Origin of the sequence: Micromonospora sp. NPDC023644, from assembly GCF_040640115.1 — a bacterium.
Classification (GTDB): Bacteria; Actinomycetota; Actinomycetes; order Mycobacteriales; family Micromonosporaceae; genus Micromonospora.
Genome location: NZ_JBFABA010000027.1, coordinates 1 through 20557 on the forward strand (window position 1 = coordinate 1; position 20557 = coordinate 20557).

A 20557-nucleotide genomic window follows, 5' to 3' on the forward strand; every position below is an offset into this window, starting at 1 on the left:
GCTCACCGGCCGCGCGCTGGGCGAGCTGGCGGTCGAGGCGGCCGGGGGCGCGCCGCCGGCCGGGGCGGAGCCGACCGCCGACCCCGACGGCGGGAACCGTTCGCCCGGTGGCGGAGCGGAGCCGGCCGGGGACGACGCGGAGCACGAGGGGGACACCGCCTGGCGGGGCGGGAACCCCCGCGCCGACCGGAGGGCGTCGTACGCCTTCGCCGTGCCCGCCGGGACCGACCGGCTGGCGCTGACCGGCGCGGTCGGCGCGGTGCTGGCCCACTTCGGCGGCGTGCGCCGGGTGCGGGTGGGCACGCTCCTCGACGAGGGGCCGGCGGTCGTGCCGGTGGCGGTGGACGGCACGCTGCGTGACCTCGCGGCCCGGCCCGCCGACCCGGCGCCGGGGTCCACCCCCGGGCGGGCACCCGACGCCGGGCCGCCGGAGGCCGCGGCCGGCGTGCTGACCGGCGACGGCCCCGCCGACACCTACCTGCCCAGCCTGGCGCCGCCGTGGCCGCTCACCCTGACGCTGCGCGGGACCACCGTCACCTGCGACTTCCGCACCGGCGTGTGGTCCGCCGAGGTGGTGGCCGCGGTGGCCCGGTACGTCACCCGCGTCCTCGCCCAGCTCCTCGCCGACGGCGACCGGGCCCTGGCCGACTGCGACCTGTTCGACGACGCCGAGCGGGACCGGGTGGTGGCGCTCGGCGGGGCGGCCGTCGACCTGCCCGAGCCGACCGGCGGCATCCACGACCGGGTGGCCGGGTGGGCGCGGGCCACCCCGGACGCCCCGGCGGTGTCCTACGGCGCCGACCGGCTCACGTACGGCCAGCTCGACGCCCGCGCCGGGCGGATCGCGGCGGCCCTGCGGGCGCGCGGCTGCGGGCCGGGCACGCGGGTCGGCGTCTGCCTGGAGCGCTCGGTGGACCTGGTGGCGACCCTGCTCGGGGTGCTCAGGTCCGGCGCCGCCTACGTCCCGATCGACCCCACCTACCCGGCGGAGCGCATCCGCTACACCGTCGAGGACTCCCGGGTGACCCTGCTCGTGGGCGCCGACGGCGTGGAGCTCGACGAGTTGCTCGCCGACGTCGCCGACGACGACGCGCTGGGCGCCGGGGCGGCGACGGTCGGCCCGGACGACCCCGCGTACGTCATCTACACGTCCGGCTCCACCGGCCGGCCGAAGGGGGTCCAGGTCCCGCACCGCAACGTGCTGGCCCTGCTCGCCGCGACCCGGGACGACTTCGGGCTCGGCCCGACGGACACCTGGACGATGTTCCACTCCAGCGCGTTCGACTTCTCGGTCTGGGAGATCTGGGGCTGCCTGCTCACCGGCGGGCACCTGGTCGTCGTCCCGCACCTGGTGGTCCGCGACCCGGCCGAGTTCCACGCCCTGCTGCGCGCGGAGCGGGTGACCGTGCTCAACCAGACCCCGTCGGCGTTCGCGCAGCTCGTCGACGCCGACCGGCGGGCCGTGCGCCGGCTGGGGCTGCGCCTGGTGGTGTTCGGCGGCGAGCCGCTGGACGCCGGCATGCTGACCGGCTGGTTCGACCGGTACCCGGAGCGCGCCTGCCGGATGGTCAACATGTTCGGGATCACCGAGACCACCGTGCACGTCACCGCGCAGACCATCGACCGGGGCCTGGCCCTGGCCGGCACCCGCTCCGTGGGGCGCCCGCTGCCCGGCTGGTACGTCCACGTGCTCGACCCGGCGGGGCGGCTGCTGCCGCCCGGGGCCGCCGGGGAGATCCACGTCGGCGGCGCCGGGGTGGCCGACGGCTACCTGCACCGCGACGAGCTCACCGCCCAGCGCTTCCTGCCCGACCCCTGGCGGGGCGGGCGGATGTACCGCAGCGGCGACCGGGGCCGGCTGCTGCCGGACGGGCGGTTGGAGCACCTGGGCCGGCTCGACGACCAGGTCAAGATCCGTGGCTACCGGATCGAGCTGGACGAGATCCGCCAGGTGCTGCTCGACGACCCGGACGTGCTGGCCGTGGCGGTCACCGTGGACACCGGCGCGGACGCCGCCGACGCCCGGCTGCACGCGTACGTGGTGCTCGCCGACGGGGCCGACTCGACCGCCGACCTGCGCCGCCGGGCGGCCAGGATCCTGCCCGACTACATGGTGCCGGCCACGGTGACGCCGCTGCCCGCGCTGCCGCTCACCGCCAACGGCAAGCTCGACGCGGCCCGGCTGCCCGCGCCGGCCGCCCGGTCCCTGCCCGCCGCCCGGGAACCCGCCGACGCCGGGGCCGGAGCCAGCCGCGCCGAGCGGATCCGGGTGGTCTGGGAGCGGGTGCTCGGCGCCGAGGTGGGGCCGGAGGACAACTTCTTCGACCTCGGCGGCAACTCCCTGCTCGCCCTGCGGCTGCTGCGTGAGCTGCGCGCGCAGGGCCTCGGCGAGTTCACCCCCCGCCACCTGTACGTGCACCCCACGGTCCGCGCCCTGGTCGGCGCGGGCGGATCGGAGCGGTGATGGCCGACGTCGACACGCTGACCCGCCTCTGGCCCCAGGTGCGCGAGGTGGCCGTCAAGGGCAGCTGCGCGTACGTGGTGGCCGACGACTACCTCGACCCGCTGCACCTGCGGGGCCTGCTCGCCCGGGAGCTGCCCGACGCCGACCTGCCCCGGCACATCGTGCAGGTCGACTCCCTCGACCCCGCCGACCTGGTCGAGCCGGACGACCGGTTCGGGGCGTACCTGCCGCCGCGCGACGACACCGAGCGCGTCCTGGTGCGCATCGCCGAACGCCTGCTCGGCCTGCCGAAGCTGGGCGTGCTCGACGACTTCTACGCCGTCGGCGGCGACTCGCTCGCCGCGACGGGGCTGGCCGTCGAGGCGCAGCGGGCCCTCGGGGTGGGCGTCTCCCTCGCCGCGGTGCTGCGCAACCCCACGGTGGCCGGTCTCGCCGAGGAGATCGGGCGGGCCCGGGCGGCCGTGCCGCTGCCCCGCGCCGAGGTGGCGGACGCCTACCCGCTCTCCCCGCAGCAGCGCCGGGTCTTCCTCGCCCAATCCCGCGACCCCGCCTCGGTCACCTACAACCTGCCGCTGCTGGTGCCGCTGCCGGCGGACGTCGACCGTGACCGGCTGGCGGACGCGTTCCGCGCCGTCATCGCCCGGCACGACATCCTCCGGACCGCCTTCGGCACCGAGGCGGGCCGGCCGGTGCAGCGGGTGCTGCCGGCCGTCGCGTTCGACCTGCCGGAGACCGGGGGCACCGGGACGCTCCCGGTCGAGCCGTTCGACCTGGCCGCCCCGCCGCTGCTGCGGGCCGGCCTGCGGCGCACCGGCGACGGCCCGGTGCTGGCGCTGGACCTGCACCACATCGTCACCGACGGCCTCTCCCTGGCGTTGCTGCTGCGCGAGGTCGACACCGTCTACCGTGGCGGCGAACCACCCCCGGTCCCCGCCCAGTACGCCGACTACGCCGTGTGGGCCACGACCGGGGAACCGCCCGGGGGCGACTACTGGCGGGGGCGCTTCGCCGAGCCGCCGGCGCCCCTGCGGCTGCCCACCGACGCGGCGCGGCTGACCGGCCGGCCGGCGACGGCGCGCGCCGGCACCGTCGAGTTCGACGTCGGGGCGGAGCGGACCGCCGCGCTGCGGGCGCTGGCCCGGCGCGAGGGGGTGACCCTGTTCCAGGTCCTGCTCGCCGTCTACGCGACCTTCCTCGCCTCGGCGACCGGCGGGACCGACGTCACGGTGGGCACCCCGGTCGCCGGTCGCGGCGCCCCGGGCCTGGACGCGACCATGGGGATGCTGGTCAACACGGTCTGCCTGCGGCACCGGGTGCGACCGGAGGCCACCTTCCGGGAGCTGCTCACCGAGGTGGCGCACGACGTGGTCGACGCCTTCGCGCACCAGGACTACCCGTTCGACACGCTGGTCGCCGAGGTGCTGCCGGTCCGTGACCAGGACCGGCATCCGCTCTTCGACACGCTGTTCGCGATGCAGCACGCCGAGGTGGCCACCGCCGACTTCCTGGGGCGGCGGGTCGAGTTGGCCGTCGCGCCCACCGGCCAGGCCATGTTCGACCTGGACATGCAGGTCTACGAGCGCGCCGATTCGCTGCGCGTGCACTGGGCGTACGACGCCGGGCTGTTCCTGCCCGCGACGGTGCGGGCCTTCGCCGACCTCTGGCTGGAGATCGCCGACACCGTCCTGGCCGACCCCGGGGTGCCCGTCGGCGAGCTGACCGGGGCACGCCCGGTCGCCGCCGGGGCGCCCTCCACCATCGACATCGAGTTGTGAGCCGGAGAGATCATGCAGTCGCTGATGACGCGGGGCCAGCTCAAGATCGCCGCGGCGCGCCGCCCGGAGCACGCCCGCCACTGGCGTGCCGTGCTCGGCTCCGGCGCCGACCCGGTCGGCTTCCCCGCCGACCGCACCCCGGCGCCCGGCGCCCCGCCCGAGCCGGCGGCCGTCACCGTGCCGCTGGGCGAGGCGCTGGTCGACCGGCTCGCCCGGGCCGGCCGGGGCGGCGAGGACGCCCGCCAGGTGCTGGTGACCGCCGCGGTCGCCGCCCTGCTGCGCCGCTACACCGGCGCCGACGACATGCTGGTCGGTCGTCCCGGCGAGGCGGGGCAGCTGGCCGGCATGCTGCCGCTGCGGGTGCGCTGCGCGGCGGAGACCAGCTACCGCGACCTGGTCGGGCAGCTGCGCACGGCGGTGCCCGAGGCGGCCCGCCACGCCGACTATCCGGTCGAGCTGCTCGCCGAGGAACTGGCGGCGGCCGGCGGTCCCGGCCCGCACCCGCTCGTCGACGTGGCGGTGGGGGGCGCCGTCCCGGACGGCGCCGGGGTGGGGGTGTTCTTCGCTCTCGGCGCCGCCGAGGTGACGGTCCACCACGACGCCCGCCGCTACGACGGCGCCACGGCCGAGCGGATCGGCGCCCACCTGGCGCTGCTGCTGGGCCGGGCGCTGGCGGAACCGGACGCGCCGGTGGCGGGCCTGAGCCTGCTGACAGACGCAGACCGGGACGTGCTCCGGGGCCTCAACGACACCGCCGTCGAGGAGGAGCCGGCCGGCCGGCCGGACGAGTGGGTCGCCCGGTGGGCCGTCGCCCGGCCGGACGCCGTCGCCGTCCGCACCGCCGACGGCAGCTGGACGTACGCGGAACTGGAGGCCCGGGTGGCCGCGTACGCCGAGCGGCTGCGCGGCGCCGGGGTGGGCGCGGAGTCGGTCGTCGCCGTGCTCGCCGACCGCTCCCGCGAGCAGTTGGTGGCGATCCTGGCCACCCTGCGGGCCGGCGGCGCCTACCTGCCGGTCGACCCCGGCTACCCGGCGGCGCGCGTCGCCTACCTGCTCGACGACAGCGGGGCCGCCGTGGTGCTCGCCGCCGACCCGGCGCGGGTCCCCGACGGCGTGCCGGTGCTCCCGCTGCCGGCCGCCGGCCCGGTTCCCGCCGCCGCGTCGCCCGGCCCCGGCGCGCCGCGCGACGGGCGGGACCTCGCGTACGTCATCTACACCTCCGGCTCGACCGGCGCCCCGAAGGGCGCGATGATCGAGCACCGGTCGCTGGCCAACCGGCTGGCCTGGATGCAGCGGTTGTACCCGATCGGCCCCGCCGACGTGATCCTGCACAAGACCCCCACCACCTTCGACGTGTCGGTGTGGGAGCTGTTCTGGTGGGCCCGCGAGGGCGCCTCCGTCTGCCTGCTCGCGCCCGGCGCGGAGCGCGACCCGGAGGCCATCATCGCGGCCGTCGAGGCGCACGCCGTCACCACCCTGCACTTCGTGCCGTCGATGCTGGGCGCCTTCCTCGACTACCTCGGCACCGCCGACACCGACCGGCTGGCGAGCCTGCGGCAGGTCTTCGCCAGCGGCGAGGCGCTGGGCCCCTGGCAGGTGGACCGGCTCGCGGAGCTGCTGCCCGCCGCGACGCTGGTCAACCTCTACGGGCCCACCGAGGCCACCGTCGACGTCTCGCACCACCGCTGCCGGCCCGGCGGGGAGCGGGTGCCGATCGGCCGGCCGGTGGACAACACCCGCCTGTACGTGCTCGACGAGCGGCTGCGCCCCCAGCCGGTGGGGGTGCCGGGGGAGTTGTGCATCGCCGGGGTGCAGCTCGCCCGGGGCTACCTGAACCGGCCGGAGCTGACCCGGGACCGCTTCGTCGCCGCGCCGGAGGTGGGCGAGGAGCGGGTGTACCGCACCGGCGACCTGGCCCGGCTGCTGCCCGACGGCACGGTCGACTACCTCGGCCGCCTCGACCACCAGGTAAAGGTGCGCGGCTACCGCGTCGAGCTGGGCGAGGTGGAGGAGGCGCTGCGCGGGCACCCGGGCGTCAAGGACGCCGTGGTGGTGGCCCGCGACGGCAACCTGATCGGCTACGTCGTCGCCGACGAGCCGGTGGGCGAGGCGGCGCTCACCGCCCACCTGGGCGCCCTGCTGCCGAGCTACCTGGTGCCCGCCCGGGTGGTCGAGCTGGCGGAGTTCCCGCTGTCGGGCAGCGGCAAGCTGGACCGGCGGGCGCTGCCCGAGCCGGCCGCGCCGCAGCGGCCGTACGTCGCGCCGCGCAGCGGGCCGGAGCGGATCCTCGCCGACATCTGGGCCGACGTGCTGGGTCTCGACCGGGTCGGCGTGGAGGACAACTTCTTCGCCATCGGCGGCAACTCGATCCACTTCGTCACCGTGCTGGCCCGGGCGCACGCCGCCGGGGTCGACCTCACCTTCCAGCAGATGTTCCGCCACCCGACGATCGCGGCGCTGCTCGCGGCCGGCCCGCCCGACACCCAGCGGGCGGTGACGCACCCGCCGTTCGCCCTGCTCGACGGGGCGGACCGGGCCCTGCTGCCCGCCGGGGTGGTCGACGCGTACCCGCTCGGGCAGCTCCAGGCGGGGTTGATCTACGAGAACGAGCTGTCCCGGGGCGCCGCCCAGTACCACGACATCATCAGCTTCCTGATCAACGCGCCGTTCGACGAGGCGACGTTCACCGAGGCGGTGCGGATCCTCGTCGCGCGCCACCCGATCTTCCGGACCAGCTACCACTTGACCGGCTTCGCCGAGTACCTGCAACTCGTGCACGCCGACGCGCCGAGCCCGCTGTGGGTGGTGGACCTGCGCGACCGCGACCCGGCCGAGCAGGAGCGCTGGTACGCCGACTGGCACGCGCGCGAGCAGTCGTACCGGTTCCGCTGGCAGGAGCCGGGCCTGGTCCGCATCCACGTGCACGTCCTCGGCGACGAGCTCTACCGGTACAGCGTCAGCCAGCACAACTCGGCGTTGGACGGCTGGAGCATCACCCTGCTGCACACCCAGCTCTTCGACACCTACTACCGGCTGCTGGCCGGGGACCGGCCGGACGAGGCGCCGGCCGAGAACCACTTCCGCGACTACATCGGGCTGGAACGCCGGGCGCTGGAGTCGGCGGCGGACCGCGACTTCTGGCGCGGCGTGCTCGCCGCGGGCGGCGTGACCGAGCTGCCCCGGTGGGAGCCGCCGGCCGTCCCGGCCGAGCGGCCGGTGGTCTTCCACGAGGTGGATATCGACGAGGCGCTCTCCGAGCGGCTGCTGCGCGCGGCCGACCGGTTGGCGGTGCCGCTGAAGACCGTGCTGCTGGCCGCGCACGTCAAGGTGGTGGGCGCGCTCGCCGGGGACACGGAGGTGGTCACCGGGTACGAGCAGAGCGGGCGGCCCGAGGCGGAGGGCGCCACCGGGGCCCTGGGGCTGTTCCTCAACACCGTACCGATGCGGGTGGACCTCGGCGACGGCTCCTGGGCCGACCTGGTCCGGGCGGTGTACCGCGCGGAGGCGGACCTGCTGCCGCACCGGCGCTACCCGATGGCGCAGATGAAGGCGGACGCCGGCACCACCGACCTGCTGTTCGAGACCGTCTTCAACTACACCCACTTCTACCTGCTCAAGCAGCTGCGCGAGCTGCCCGGCTTCGACCTGCTCGACGTGCAGGTCAGCACGGAGACGGAGTTCGCGCTGCGGGCCGAGTTCATGCGGGACTTCTTCACCGACCGGGTCCGGCTGAGCCTGCACTACCACTCGGCGGCCTTCACGCCGGAGCAGGCGGCGGGGATCGGGGAGGTCTACCGGCGGGTGCTGGCGGAGCTGTCGACCGACCCGGAGCGCGCCCACGACGGGCTGCGGCCCGGCCTGCCCGAGCCCCGGGTCACGCCGGCCCGGCGCCGCTTCGACCGGGCCGACCCGGCGCCGCGCCGGCCGGAGGCGCCGGCGGGGCGGACCGCGCCGGGCACGCCCGTCGCCCGGCGGATCGCCGAGGCGTGGGCGCGGGCGCTCGACGTGCCGGTGGCCGGGATCGCCGAGGAGGACAACTTCTTCGACCTGGGCGGCAACTCGCTCGCCGCGATGCGGGTGATCGCCGCGCTGCGGCCCCTGGTCACGCTGCGGCAGCTGATGACCACCTCCACGCTCGGCCCGCTGGCCCGGGTCGTCGAGGCGGACGCCCCGCCGGAGGACCGGCTGCTGCAACCGCTGTCCCCGCCGGACGCCGCGTACGACCGGGTGCTGGTCTGCTTCCCGTACGCGGCGGGCAGCCCGCTCGCCTTCCGGCCGCTGGCCGAGGCGCTGGCCCCGCACCGGATCGCGGTGCACGCCGTGGCGCTGCCCGGGCACGACGTGAGCCGGCCCGAGCCGCTGCTGGACCTGCCGGAGCTGGCCCGCCGGGTGGCCGCCGAGATCGGGGAGCTGGGCGGCCGGCCGGTGCTGGTGTGGGGGCACTGCGTCGGCGCGGCGGCGGCGATCGAGGTCACCCGGCTGCTCGCCGCCGCGGGCCGGCCACCCGAGCGGCTGTTCCTCGGCGGCAAGCTGCTGCGCGGGCCGGAGGAGATCGACGCCAGCATCGCGGAGGTCACCGGGATGGCGTCGGCGGACGTGGTGGGCTGGCTGGTGGACCAGACCGGCTTCACCGAGCTGGACGGCCTGGACGCCGGGCACGTCGACGCGCTGGTCGCCGCCTTCCGGCACGACGCCGTCGGCTCCCACCGCTACCTGCGGGAGCGGGTGGGGGAGCCCCTGTCGGTGCCGGTCACCGTGGTGGTGGCCGCCGACGACCCGCTGACGGCCGGGCCGGGCGCGGCACACGAGGCGTGGCGACGGATCGCCGCCGACGTGGAGCTGAGGGAGATCGACGGGGGCGGGCACTACTTCTGCCGTACCCGCGCGGCCGACGTGGCCGCTATCGTCGGCGCGACGGGAACGGGCGCGCCGCCGGCGGCCTCCGCCGTACCGTCCGCCCGCCGTCCTGGGGAGGATCATGTCTGACCGTACGCCGACCGCGCGGGGCGAGTTCGTCGCCGGAGCCCGCTCGATGGTGCCGTTCCTGCTCTCCGCCTTTCCGCTGGGCGTGATCGGCGGCACCCTCGGCCTGGCCGCCGGGTTGTCCTACCTGGAGACGTTCGGCCTGGCCATGGTGGTCAACTCCGGGACCGCCCAGTTCATCGGCTTCAAGCTGATCTCGGAGGGCGCGGCGTGGCCGGTCATCGTCCTGACCACGCTGATCCTCAGCCTGCGGATGCTGATCTACTCCACGCTGCTCGCGCCGCACGTGCGCGAGCTGCCGCAGCGGTGGCGGCTGCTGCTGGGCTTCGGCCTGATCGACGCGGTGTTCTTCGTGGCCTTCGACCGGATCAAGGGCGACGAGCCGGCCCGGCGCAAGAGCATGTTCTACTTCGGCGCCTCCGCCGTCATGTACGTCAACTGGGCGATCGCCACCGTGGTCGGCATGATCGCCGGTCACCTGCTGCCGGAGCGGCTGCGCTCCGGTCTGGACTTCCCGATGACCGCGGTCTTCCTGGTCGTGCTCGCCTCGGCGCTGGTCGGCTGGAAGGTCTGGACGACGGCCGTCTCCGCCGGGGCGCTGGCCCTGCTCCTGCTCGGGCTGCCCTACAACCTCGGCCTGATCGTGGCGGCGTTCGGCGGCGCGTTCGTCGGCATGGCCTGCGAGGTGGTCCAGCGGCGGTGGTTCCCGCCGAAGCCGGCGGAGGAACCGGCGGAGTCGGGCGAGCCGGGGGAGACGTCGGCGGAGCCGGGCGAGCCGGGGCGGGAACCGCGAACGCCGCAACCGCGTACCGCCGGGGCGGCGGCCGGGGAACGCCGGGCCGTCGAGACGGCCCGTGACACGGACGGAAGGTGACGGGAATGTCCATGCTGCTGCTCATCCTCGGGATGGGGCTCGCCACCTTCGCGCCCCGGTACCTGCCGCTGCTGGTCTTCCGCGACCGCGTGCTTCCCGACGACGTCAAGGTCTTCCTCGGCTACCTCCCGCCGGCGCTGCTGGCGGCCATCGCCGTCCCGTCGGTGATCGCACCGGTGGACAACCGGATCGAGATCACCGTCGTCACCGTGCCGTACCTGGTGGCCGGCCTGGTCACGTTGGTGACCGGCCTCTTCGTCGAGCGTTTCATGATCGTCTGGACGGTGGGGCTGGTGGTCTTCTTCGGCCTGCGCTGGTGGCTGGGGGCCGGGTGACGGCCGCGCGTCCCGTCGACCGCGCCCCGCTGCGGGTCGCGGCCGGCCAGGTCACCGCCGTCCCCGGCGACCTGGCCGGCAACGCGCGGACCGCGGCGGAGAGCATCGCCGAGGCGGCGGCCCGCGGCGTGCACCTGGTCGTCTTCCCCGAGCTGTCGCTCTGCGGCTACGACGTCGGCCTGCTGCGCGACGACATCGCCCGGTGCGCCGTCGAGCCGGGCGGTCGCCCGCTCGACGTCGTCGCCGAGGCCTGCCGCACCCACCGGGTGGTGGCGGTGGTCGGCGGCTGCCGGCGGCGCGCCGACGGCTGGGCGATCGGCGCCCTGGTGGTCGGCGCGGACGGCCGGCTCGCCGCCGGCTACGACAAGCGCCACCTCGACGGCCACGAGCGGGAGCTGTTCGTGCCGGGCCACGCCGACACCCTGGTCGAGGTGCGCGGCTGGCGGCTCGGCCTGGGGATCTGCTACGACGCGAGCTTCCCCGAACATCCCCGCGCGCTGGCCCTCGCCGGCGCCGACGCCTACCTCTGCCCGGGGGCGTTCACGACGGGGGACTCCGACCACCGACGCGGCGTGTACTTCCCGGCCCGCGCCCTGGAGAACACCTGCTACGTGCTGTTCGCCAACTTCGCGGGATCGCACGGCGGCTGGGAGTTCGCCGGTCGCAGCGCCGTGTACGCTCCCGACGGGCGGGTCCTCGCCGACGCCGGCACGGGCCCCGGGCTCGCCGTCGCCGACCTGGACGACGCCGTCCTGCGCCGGCACCGCGACGCGCTGCGGATGCTCGCCGACCGGGCCGCGCCCGTGCCGCCCCCGACGGCGGTGCCAGTCCGGGCCGGGTGACCGCCCGTCCGCCGGGACCGTCCACGCCGGACGACCCGTCGCCGGGCGCCCGGGTGACGCCCCCACCTGTCCGACCCGCCGCCCCGGCGGGGCAGCCCACCACGTGAGGAGAACCTGTGACCGGCACCGGCACGATCGCTGTCCACGGCGACGACGGGTTGAGCCCGGGCGGGGCGGTGTCGCCGCCGATCGTGCAGAGCGCCACCTTCAGCGCCGAGTCCGACGAGCAGTTCACCGCCATCGCCACCGAGACCCGCGGCCACGCCTTCTACACCCGCTACGGCAACCCGAACCACGCGCAGGTCGCCGCCGTGGTCGCCGAGCTGGAGGGCGCCGAGGCGGGCATGGTCACCGCCTCCGGGATGGGCGCGATCAGCACGATCGCCCTGGCCCTGCTCTCCGCCGGGGACCACGTCATCGTGCAGCGCAGCACGTACGGCGGCACGACGTCCCTGGTCACCGGCCTGCTGGCCCGGTTCGGGGTGGCCTTCACCCAGGTGGACCAGACCGACACCGAAGCCTTCGCCCGGGCGCTGCGCCCGCAGACCCGGCTGGTCCTGGTGGAGACCCCGAGCAACCCCCTGCTCGAACTGACCGACCTGGCCGCCGTCGTCGAGCTGGCGCACGCCAACGACGCGCTGGTCGCGGTCGACAACACCTTCGCGACCCCGGTCAACCAGCGGCCGGCCGACTTCGGCGCCGACCTGGTGTGGCACAGCGGGACGAAGTACCTCGGCGGGCACTCCGACGTCTCGGCCGGGGTGATCGTCGGCTCCGCCGACCTGGTCGACCGGGTCTGGCAGACCGCCATCGTCACCGGCAGCACCCTCGGCCCGATCGACGCCTGGCTGCTGCTGCGGGGCATCCGGACCCTGTCGCTGCGGGTGGACCGGCACAACGCCAACGCGCTGGCCCTGGCCCGGGCGGTCGAGGGCCACCCGGCCGTGCGACGGGTCCGCTACCCGGGGCTGCCGACGCACCCCCAGCACGAGCTGGCCGGCCGGCAGATGACCGGCTTCGGCGGGGTGCTCAGCGTCGAGCTGCGCGACGGGCGGGCGGCGGCCGGGCTGCTGGACGGCCTCCGCCTCGCCAAGCGGGCGGCCAGCCTGGGCAGCGTCAGCACCCTCGTGGTGCACCCGCGCTCGATGTGGGCCGGGATCGTGGACGCCGAGCAGTTGGCCGCCACCGGCATCGGCGAGGGCCTCGTCCGGGTCTCCACCGGCATCGAGGACACCGAGGACCTGGTCGCCGACTTCCTGGCGGCCCTCGACGCGGCGGACCGCGCCGGGTAGCGCGCCGCGTCGCTCAGCGGTCCGGGCTCCCGGCCGGCGCCATCACGCGCAGCGCGTTGGCGTCGAGGCCGATCCGGATCGGCGTACGGCCGCACAGCTCGCCGTCGACCTCGACGCGCGCCGGCCGGTCCGTCTCCAGCCACAGTTCCCCGACGGCGAGGAACGGCTCGTCGCCGACGGAGCGCCGGTGCCCGGTCGCCGCGTTGCGGGCGGTGTCCCGCACCAGCCCGCGGCGGTTCGCGCCGCCGACCGGGTACGCGACCAGCAGCCGGTCGTCGGCGTCGGCGTCGGCGGCGATCGGGCGGCCGGCGTGGAAGCCGCCGTTGGCGACGTACACCTGGTGGGTGACGAACTCGTGCCGGGCGTCGCCGGCGCGGACGGTGACGCGCAGCGGGCGGTGCCGGGCCAGCAGGGCCAGGGCGGTGAGCGGGTACGCCAGCCGGCCGGTGACCCGCTTCAGACGCGGCGGCGTGCGCAGCATGATGTCGGCGGAGAGGCCGACGCCGACGTGGTTGGTGAAGCGCATCCCGCCGGCCAGGCCGAGGTCGACGTCGATCACCGTGCCGTCGGCCAGCACGTCGACGGCCCGATCGAGTTCCAGCGGCACGCCGACGGTGCGGGCGAAGTTGTTGGTGGTGCCCAGCGGCAGCAGGCCGAGCGCCATGTCGCGGTGGGCGAGCAGCCGCGCGGCGGCGCTGAGGGTGCCGTCCCCGCCGCCGGCCACCAGCAGGTCCGGCCCGAGGTCGACGGCCGCGGCGAGGGCGCGTTCGAGCTGCCCGGGCTGGTCGACGGGGAAGTCGCCGAGCAGTCGGAAGCCGGCCGCCGCCAGCCGCGCCCGGGCCTGCTCGTGCAGGTGGCGGCCCCGGCGGGACCGGGCGTTGACGACGAGGACGGCCCGCCGGTCCCGCCGGATGGCCGCGCCCAGTTCCTGCTTCGTCCGCATGGGCCCCGACCCTATCGGCATCCGGGCCGCCGGCGCGCCGTCGGGAGCATTCGCAGGCATAGAAGCTCATCGACGCAATCGTTAGGGTGTCGGGGAGGAGCGTTCCCATCCTGGAGGTGCTGATGCGAACACAGGTCATCCGCGCGGTCGGCGTCCTGACGGCGGGAGGGGCCCTGGTGGCGCTGGGCGCCACCGGCGCGCAGGCCGGCCCGGTCGTGCCGCGGCACGCCGTGGTCGTCTGCCAGAGCGCCAGCTTCTACGCCAACTACGACTCGGCGAGCGGCCCGCACGGGTTCAAGCGCACGCTGGAGTACGGCAACAGGATCGGCCACACGCCCGGCGCGCATCCCGTCTACAACGGCTGGGCCGCCACCTTCGACTTCGGGCCCAACGACTGGGGCTACGTGCGGATCGAGTGCATCGGAGGCTACGACTCGTGGTGAGCGGGGGAGCCGTGCGCCGGCTCGGCGCGGCGCTGGCGGCCGGCTGCGCCGTGCTGGCGCTCACTGCGACGCCCGGGCACGCCGCGAACGGGACGATCGGGCAACGGGAGACGGTGTGCGCCCAGGATCTCTTCGTCCGCACCGACCCGAACGGCGCGTGGATGGGCACGCTCTACCGCGGCCAGACCTTCCTCGTCGAGGGGCCGCGCAGCGGCGGCTACGTCTACGGCTTCGCCTACGGGCACGTCAACCGGCGCGGGTGGGTGCAGGACGGCTGGTTCTGCTGACCTCGTCCGGCGCGTGACGGACGGAGCCCCGGGCGTCGCCCCCGGGGCCCAGTCCAAGCCCGGCGATCCGTCTCCGGCTCACCGGGCCGGCGTCAGCCGCCCGGTGCGGCGCCGGTGCGCGCGGATCAGGTCGGCGTAGCGCAGGCCGCTCGCCTTGAGCGTCCGGCGCTGGGTGGGGTAGTCGACGTGCACCAGGCCGAAGCGCTTGTCGTACCCGTACGCCCACTCGAAGTTGTCCAGCAGCGACCAGACGAAGTAGCCGGCCAGCGGCACGCCCCGGTCGACCGCCGCCGCGCACGCCGCCAGGTGCCGCTCCAGGTGCTCGGTCCGCTCCCGGTCCTCGACGGCGCCGTCGGCGGTGACCTCGTCCGGCCACGCCGAGCCGCTCTCCGTGACGAGCAGCCGCGCCGGGGCGTACTCCTCGGTCACCGCGACCAGCAGCTCCTCCAGCCCGGCCGGGTACGCCTCCCAGCCCATCGCGGTGCAGACCGCGCCCGGCACCGGCACCTGCCGGGCGTACGGCGGCGGCCCCGCCGGGTCGTCGGCCACCACCTGCCGGAAGTAGTAGTTCAGGCCGAGGTAGTCGGTGGGCGTGGCGACGACGGCCAGGTCGTCGCCCCGCACGGGCGGCTCGACGCCGTACGTGGCGACCATGTCGGCCGGGTAGCCGCGCCCGTGCAGCGGGTCGAGCCACCACCGGTTGACGTGGCCGTCCATCCGCCGGGCGGCGGTCACGTCCTCGGGCCGGTCGCTCGCCGGCTCGCAGGGGCTGGGGTTGAGCACGATCCCGACGGAGGCGGGCCGGGTGGCGGCGGCCCGGATCGCCCGGGTGGCCAGCCCGTGCCCGAGCAGGACGTGGTGCGAGGCGCGCACCGCCCGGGCCAGGTCCCGCTCGCCGGGGGCCATCCGGCCCTCCAGGTGCCCGATCCAGGACACGCAGAGCGGCTCGTTGACGGTGGTCCAGTCGGCGACCCGGTCGCCGAGGCGGGCCGCCACGACGGCGGCGTAGTCGGCGAACGCCTCGGCGGTGTCCCGCTCCGGCCAGCCGCCCCGGTCCTGCAACGCCTGCGGCAGGTCCCAGTGGTAGAGCGTCACGAACGGTCGGATCCCCGCCGCCAGCAGGGCGTCGACCAGCCGGTCGTAGAAGTCCAGGCCCCTGGGGTTGACCCGGCCGACGCCGTCGGGCCGCACCCGGGGCCAGGCCACCGAGAACCGGTACGCGTCCACCCCGAGCCGCCGCATGAGCGCCACGTCCTGTGGCCACCGGTGGTAGTGGTCGCAGGCCACCGCGCCGGTGTCGCCGTTGTCGACGGCGCCCGGCACGTCGCAGAAGGTGTCCCAGATGGACGGCGCGCGGCCGTCGGCGCGGACGGCCCCCTCGATCTGGTACGCGGCGGTGGCGACCCCCCAGAGGAAGTTGGGCGGCAGCGTGGACAGGTCCGGCACGGGTGGGCTCTCCTTCGGATGTGCGGCCGACATGGCCTCGTGTGCGGCCGTCACGGCCTCACCTGACCGCGCCGGCCGTCAGGCCGGCGACGAAGTAGCGCTGCAACGCCAGGAAGCCGGCCACCACCGGGACGCTGACCACCAGCGACGCGGCCATCACCTGGTTCCAGTAGACGTTGAACTGCGTGGAGTAGCCCTGGAGGCCGACGGCGAGGGTGCGGCTGCCCTCGTCGGTCATCACCGAGGCGAAGAGCACCTCGCCCCAGGCGGTCATGAAGGCGTAGACGGCCACCGCGACGACGCCCGGCACCGCCGTGGGCAGGATGACCCGGAACAGCGTCCGCAGCGGGCCGGCGCCGTCGACCTGCGCCGCCTCGTCGAGGCCGCGGGGGATCGAGTCGAAGTAGCCGACCAGCATCCAGATCGAGAACGGCAGGGAGAACGTCAGGTAGGTGACGATCAGGCCGGTACGGCTGGCGTACAGCTGGATGCCGGTGGCGGTGCCGAGGTTGACGTAGATCAGGAACAGCGGCAGCAGGAAGAGGATGCCGGGGAACATCTGGGTGGAGAGCACGGTCACCGAGAACAGCCCCCGGCCGCGGAACCGGTACCGGCTGACGGCGTACGCCGCGAAGATCGCCACGGTGACCGAGAAGACCGCCGCCACGGTCGAGACGACCAGGCTGTTGACCAGGTAGCGGCCCAGCGGCACGGTCGACCACATGTCGACGAACGCCTGCGCGGTCGGGCGCCGGGGCCACCAGGTGAAGGCGCCCTGCACGTCCTGCAACGGCTTGAGCGCCGAGCTGAGCATGACGTAGAGCGGGACGAGCACGAAGAGCGCGAGCAGGGTCAGCACGATCCGGCGAGCCCAGCGCTCGGCGGCGGTCTCACGCATCGTTCCTCCGGCGGTTGGTGGCCAGCAGGTAGCCGGCGGTGACCAGGAGCAGGAACAGCAGCAGCGCCACGGACATCGCCGACCCGGCGCCGAAGTCCCAGGTCTTGAAGGAGCTGCGGTAGATGTGCAGGGAGATCAGGTTCGCCTGCTCGGGGGCGGAGCCGCCGAAGAGCACGTACGGGGTGTTGAAGTCGTTGAAGGTCCAGAGGAAGAGCACCAGCAGCAGGACCAGGTTGACCGGGCGCAGCATGGGCAGCGTCACCGAGCGCAGCCGTCGCCAGAACCCGGCCCCGTCCATGGCGGCGGCCTCGTACAGCTCGCCGGGGATGTTCTGCAGGCCGGCCATGACGCAGAGGAAGGCGAACGGCCAGGACCGCCAGATCGAGACGGTCAGCAGCGCGACGAAGCTGTTCTCCCCGATCAGCCAGAACGGCCGGTCGTCGAGCAGGTGGAGCTGGTCGACCAGCACGTGGTTGACCAGGCCGGTGTCCCGCTGGAAGAGGAAGCTCCAGGTGATCACGGCGGTGTAGACGGGCAGCGCGTACGGGGTGAGGAAGAGCGCGCGCAGCACCCCACGGCCACGGAAGGGGCGTTGCAGCAGCACGGCGGCGGTGGTGCCGAGCACCCAGGAGAGCCCGACCGAGGCCACCGTGTAGCCGACGGTCACCCCGAACGAGTGCAGCAGCCCGGCCCCGACGGCCGAGTCGACGTCGAGCACCACCCGGTAGTTCTCCCAGCCCACGAAGGGCGCGGTGGACCAGTCGCGGATGTGGAACCGGGTCAGCTCCCGCAGGCTCATCCACGCCCCGACGAGCATCGGGACCACGTGGATCGCCAGCTCCAGCACGACGGCCGGGGCGAGCAGCAGGTACGGCAGCAGCGACCGGCGGCGCCCGGGGGAGCGCCGCTGCGCCGGGGTCGGGCGGCGGGTGGGCCGCCGCGGTGCGGCGACGTCCCGGGAGGGCGTGGTGGTGGCCATCGGGGTCCTCTCGCTGGGTGGCCGTGGGAGGGTCGGCGTCCCTCCCACGGCCACCGGTCCGGCGGGGTCAGCGCATCTGCTGCTGGGCCCGGGTCAGCTTCTGCCGGACGCTCTCCTCGGTGACGGGCCTGCCGCTGGCGGCGTCGGCGAAGAGTTCCTTGATGGCGGTGCCGACGAGGGTCTCGAAGGTGCTCTCGTCGGGCACCTGCGGCAGCGGGGCCGCCGTGGTGGCGAGGGTCTGCTGGAGCACCTTCTGCTCCGGGGCGGCGAACGCCGGGTCGCTCGCCACGGTGGAGACGGCGGGCAGCGAGCCGTACGTCTTGTTCAGCGCCACCTGCTCGGCGTCGCTGGTCATGAACTTGACGAACTCCAGCGCGGCGTCGGCGTTCTTCGTGTGCTTGAACACCGCGAGGTTGATCCCGGCGACCATGCTGTTGACCTTCCTGCCGCCGGCGGGCGGGGCGGCCGGGAACGGCACCGGGGCGACGCCGTACGCGTCGGGGGCCATGTTCTGCGACTTCAGGTTGGACCCGGCGGCCTGCCAGAGCAGCATGGCGGCCTTGCCGTTGGCGAAGTCGGAGACCGACTGGTTCTGCGCGTACTCGGCGTTGCTCGGGTTGACGATCCTGTCGACGGCCATCAGGTCGACGTACCGCTTGACGGCGGCGACGTTCTGCGGGGTGTCGAAGGTGGGCTTGCCGGCGGAGTCGAACCACTCGCCGCCGTACTGCTGGCTGAAGGTGAAGGCGTGGTGGGCGTTCTCCGACGGGTTGGCCCCCTCGACCGCGAGGCCCCACCGGTCGCCGCCGGTCAGCTTGCGGCCGACCTCGGCGACCTGCTCCCAGGTGGTGGGCGGGCTGGTGACGCCGGCGTCGGCGAACGCCTTCTTGTTGTAGTAGAGGGCGTAGGCGAGGCTGTAGAGCGGCACCGCGGCCGGCGGCTTGCCGGGGGCGCCGGCGGCGGCCAGCGCCGCGGGCACGAACCGGTCCTTCCCGCCGACCTTGGCGAGGGTGGCGTCGTCGAACTCGACCAGCGCGCCGGTGGCCTGCAGCGACGCCGACCAGGTGTTGCCGATGTTGACCACGTCCGGGCCCTGGCCGGAGGTGGCGGCGGTGAGCAGCCGGTTGAGCAGGTCCGACCAGGGCACCACCTCGACGTTGACCTTGATGCCGGTCTGCTGCTCGAACTTGTCGAGTTCCGGCTGGAGGATCTGCTTGTCGGCCTCCAGGCTGGCGCCCTGGTTGCTGGCCCAGTAGGTGAGGGTCTTACCGGCCGCGCCGGAGGAGCCGCCGGAGTCGCCGCAGGCGGTGAGTGCGGTGGCGGCCAGCACGGCCGCCGTGAGTATCGCGAGGTGTCGTCTCGACACGGTATGCCCTTCCGTTGCACGTGGTGGGGGTCGCCGGCGCTCCGTCGGGGGACGGGGGTGACGGGGGCCGGCGGACGGTGGGCGGTGCGCGCCGGCGGGGCCGGCGTCCCGACAGTTTCATCACGACTTAATGAATGTGGTCATTAAAGTGGTTGGCCGAAGGGCCGTCAAGCACGGGGTCGTACAGTCGCTCGGGACGGCCGAGGGGATCGAGGTGGCAGGTGGAGCTGGCGCGCGCGACCAACCGGGGCGTCCGGCTGCGCAACCGGTCCGCCCTGCTGTCGAAGGTCTTCCTGGACGGCCCGCTCACCCGGCAGGACCTGGTCCGCAGCACGGGGTTGAGCCAGCCGGCGGTGAGCAACGTGGTCGGCGACCTGATCGACGAGGGGCTGGTCGTCGAGGCGGGCGCCGCCGAGTCCGACGGTGGCCGGCCCAGCATGATGCTGCGGGTCGCGCCGCGGTTCGCGTTCGTCGTCGGGGTGGACGTCGGGGAGACCCGGGTCCGGGTGGAGCTCTTCGACTTCGCGATGACCCAGCTGGCCAGCGTCGCGTACCCGCTCGATCCGCGGCGCACGGAGCCGGCCGAGGTGGCCGGGCACGTGCTGGCCGGGATCGACGTGGTCACGGCCCGGGCCGGGGTGGCCGCCGACGAGGTGCTCGGCGCCGGCATCGGCGTCTCCGGGGTCGTCGAGCAGGGCCGGGAGGCCGTGGTGCACGCCCAGTCGCTCGGCTGGGACCGGGTGCCGTTGGAGCGGCTGATCGCGGCGGGCACCGACCTGCCGCTGCACATCGACAACGGGGCCAAGACGCTCGGTCAGGCGGAGATGTGGTTCGGCGCCGGCCGGGGGGCCCGGCACGCCGTCTTCGCGCTGGTCGGTTCCGGCATCGGCGCCGCCGTCGTGACCAACGGAACGACCTACCGGGGCGCCTCCAGCAGCGCGGGGGAGTGGGGGCACACCACCCTGCTCTACGGCGGGCGGCCCTGCCGCTGCGGCGCCCGCGGTTGCCTGGAGGCGTACGTCGGCGCGGAGGCGGTCATCGACCGCTATCGGGAGGCCCGGGGCGGTCACCCGGTCCCGGGCGGGGACGAGGAGTCCCAGCTGGCGGCCCTGATCGAGGCGGCCGGCACCTCGGCCGCCGCCCGGCGGGTGCTGGACGAGACGGCGGAGTACCTCGGCGCCGGGGTGGCCAACCTGATCAACCTTTTCAACCCGGAACGGGTCGTGCTCGGGGGCTGGGCCGGCATGGCGCTGGGCGGCCTGCTGCCGGCCGTGCGGGAGGCCGCCGGCCGGCAGGCGCTGCGGCAGCCGTACGAGCAGGCCTCGATCGAGCTGGGCCTGCTGGGCGTCGACGCGGTGGCGCTCGGCGCGGCGACGCTCCCGATCGCCCGGCTGCTCACGGCCGGCGGGGTCCGGTCGGCGAACCGGCCGGTTACCGAGCAAATCGAACTTCACGGATAAATAACAGCGTTATTTATCGATGTCTTGACGGCTGCGCGACGCCGCCGCAACACTCGGACGAGAGCGCTCTCTCCCACCGCGACGCCGCCCCGGCGTCGCCGTCCGCAGCGCCGCGGCCCCCTTCGTCACCCCGGCACGCCCGACGCCAGCGACCCTCTATCGACAGGCGA

15 protein-coding genes are annotated in these 20557 nt (G+C 75.0%); 10 read left to right on the top strand and 5 right to left on the bottom strand.

Translation table 11 applies throughout. The features are described from left to right. The 7 genes from AB0G08_RS19300 to AB0G08_RS19330 form a co-directional block, all read left to right on the top strand. The coding region (locus tag AB0G08_RS19300; RefSeq protein WP_358089553.1) for an amino acid adenylation domain-containing protein at window positions 1-2464 on the top strand (2464 nt) is incomplete at its 5' end. Further along, entirely contained in the window at window positions 2464-4239 is a 1776-nt protein-coding gene (locus tag AB0G08_RS19305) for a condensation domain-containing protein (RefSeq protein WP_358089556.1), read from the top strand. The genes AB0G08_RS19300 and AB0G08_RS19305, both read left to right, overlap by 1 nt. 12 nt (window positions 4240-4251) lie before the next feature. Then, window positions 4252-9225 (top strand): amino acid adenylation domain-containing protein, encoded by a 4974-nt coding sequence (locus AB0G08_RS19310; protein ID WP_358089559.1) that lies wholly within the window; start codon window positions 4252-4254, stop codon window positions 9223-9225. Next, a complete protein-coding gene (locus AB0G08_RS19315) occupies window positions 9218-10096 on the top strand; it encodes an AzlC family ABC transporter permease (RefSeq protein ID WP_358089562.1) in 879 nt (292 codons plus the stop codon). The genes AB0G08_RS19310 and AB0G08_RS19315 overlap by 8 nt, the downstream gene beginning before the upstream one ends. Window positions 10097-10101: 5 nt before the next feature. Next, complete coding sequence (locus AB0G08_RS19320) at window positions 10102-10431, top strand: AzlD domain-containing protein (RefSeq protein ID WP_358089565.1); 330 nt, start codon at window positions 10102-10104, stop codon at window positions 10429-10431. Continuing rightward, window positions 10428-11273, top strand: a complete 846-nt coding sequence (locus tag AB0G08_RS19325) for a carbon-nitrogen hydrolase family protein (RefSeq protein WP_358089568.1) — start codon at window positions 10428-10430, stop codon at window positions 11271-11273. Before AB0G08_RS19320 ends, AB0G08_RS19325 begins: the two co-directional genes overlap by 4 nt. 116 nt (window positions 11274-11389) lie before the next feature. Beyond that, complete coding sequence (locus AB0G08_RS19330; protein WP_358089571.1) at window positions 11390-12565, top strand: PLP-dependent aspartate aminotransferase family protein; 1176 nt, start codon at window positions 11390-11392, stop codon at window positions 12563-12565. 13 nt (window positions 12566-12578) lie between these two features. Here AB0G08_RS19330 and AB0G08_RS19335 read toward each other — a convergent pair whose 3' ends face one another. Further along, window positions 12579-13508: a diacylglycerol kinase family protein gene (locus AB0G08_RS19335; RefSeq protein ID WP_358089573.1), complete on the bottom strand. Its 930-nt coding sequence runs from the start codon at window positions 13506-13508 to the stop codon at window positions 12579-12581. A 122-nt stretch (window positions 13509-13630) separates the two neighbouring features. On the opposite strand from AB0G08_RS19335, the gene AB0G08_RS19340 reads away from it, so the two are divergent. Continuing rightward, entirely contained in the window at window positions 13631-13951 is a 321-nt protein-coding gene (locus tag AB0G08_RS19340) for a hypothetical protein (RefSeq protein ID WP_358089576.1), read from the top strand. Then, a complete protein-coding gene (locus AB0G08_RS19345; RefSeq protein ID WP_358089578.1) occupies window positions 13948-14238 on the top strand; it encodes a hypothetical protein in 291 nt (96 codons plus the stop codon). Before AB0G08_RS19340 ends, AB0G08_RS19345 begins: the two co-directional genes overlap by 4 nt. Window positions 14239-14316: 78 nt before the next feature. Here AB0G08_RS19345 and AB0G08_RS19350 read toward each other — a convergent pair whose 3' ends face one another. From AB0G08_RS19350 to AB0G08_RS19365, 4 genes are all read right to left on the bottom strand, one after another. Then, window positions 14317-15717, bottom strand: coding sequence for a GH1 family beta-glucosidase (locus AB0G08_RS19350; RefSeq protein WP_358089702.1), 1401 nt, complete (start codon window positions 15715-15717; stop codon window positions 14317-14319). Window positions 15718-15742: 25 nt separating this feature from the next. Further along, window positions 15743-16582 carry a carbohydrate ABC transporter permease gene (locus tag AB0G08_RS19355; protein WP_358089581.1) on the bottom strand — a complete coding sequence of 280 codons (840 nt, stop codon included), beginning with the start codon at window positions 16580-16582 and terminating at the stop codon, window positions 15743-15745. Beyond that, window positions 16575-17561 (bottom strand): sugar ABC transporter permease, encoded by a 987-nt coding sequence (locus AB0G08_RS19360; protein WP_358089584.1) that lies wholly within the window; start codon window positions 17559-17561, stop codon window positions 16575-16577. The genes AB0G08_RS19355 and AB0G08_RS19360 overlap by 8 nt, the downstream gene beginning before the upstream one ends. A 67-nt stretch (window positions 17562-17628) precedes the next feature. Next, entirely contained in the window at window positions 17629-18927 is a 1299-nt protein-coding gene (locus AB0G08_RS19365) for a sugar ABC transporter substrate-binding protein (protein WP_358089587.1), read from the bottom strand. Window positions 18928-19148: 221 nt separating this feature from the next. On the opposite strand from AB0G08_RS19365, the gene AB0G08_RS19370 reads away from it, so the two are divergent. After that, window positions 19149-20387, top strand: a complete 1239-nt coding sequence (locus tag AB0G08_RS19370; RefSeq protein WP_358089590.1) for an ROK family transcriptional regulator — start codon at window positions 19149-19151, stop codon at window positions 20385-20387. Window positions 20388-20557 lie beyond the last annotated feature (170 nt).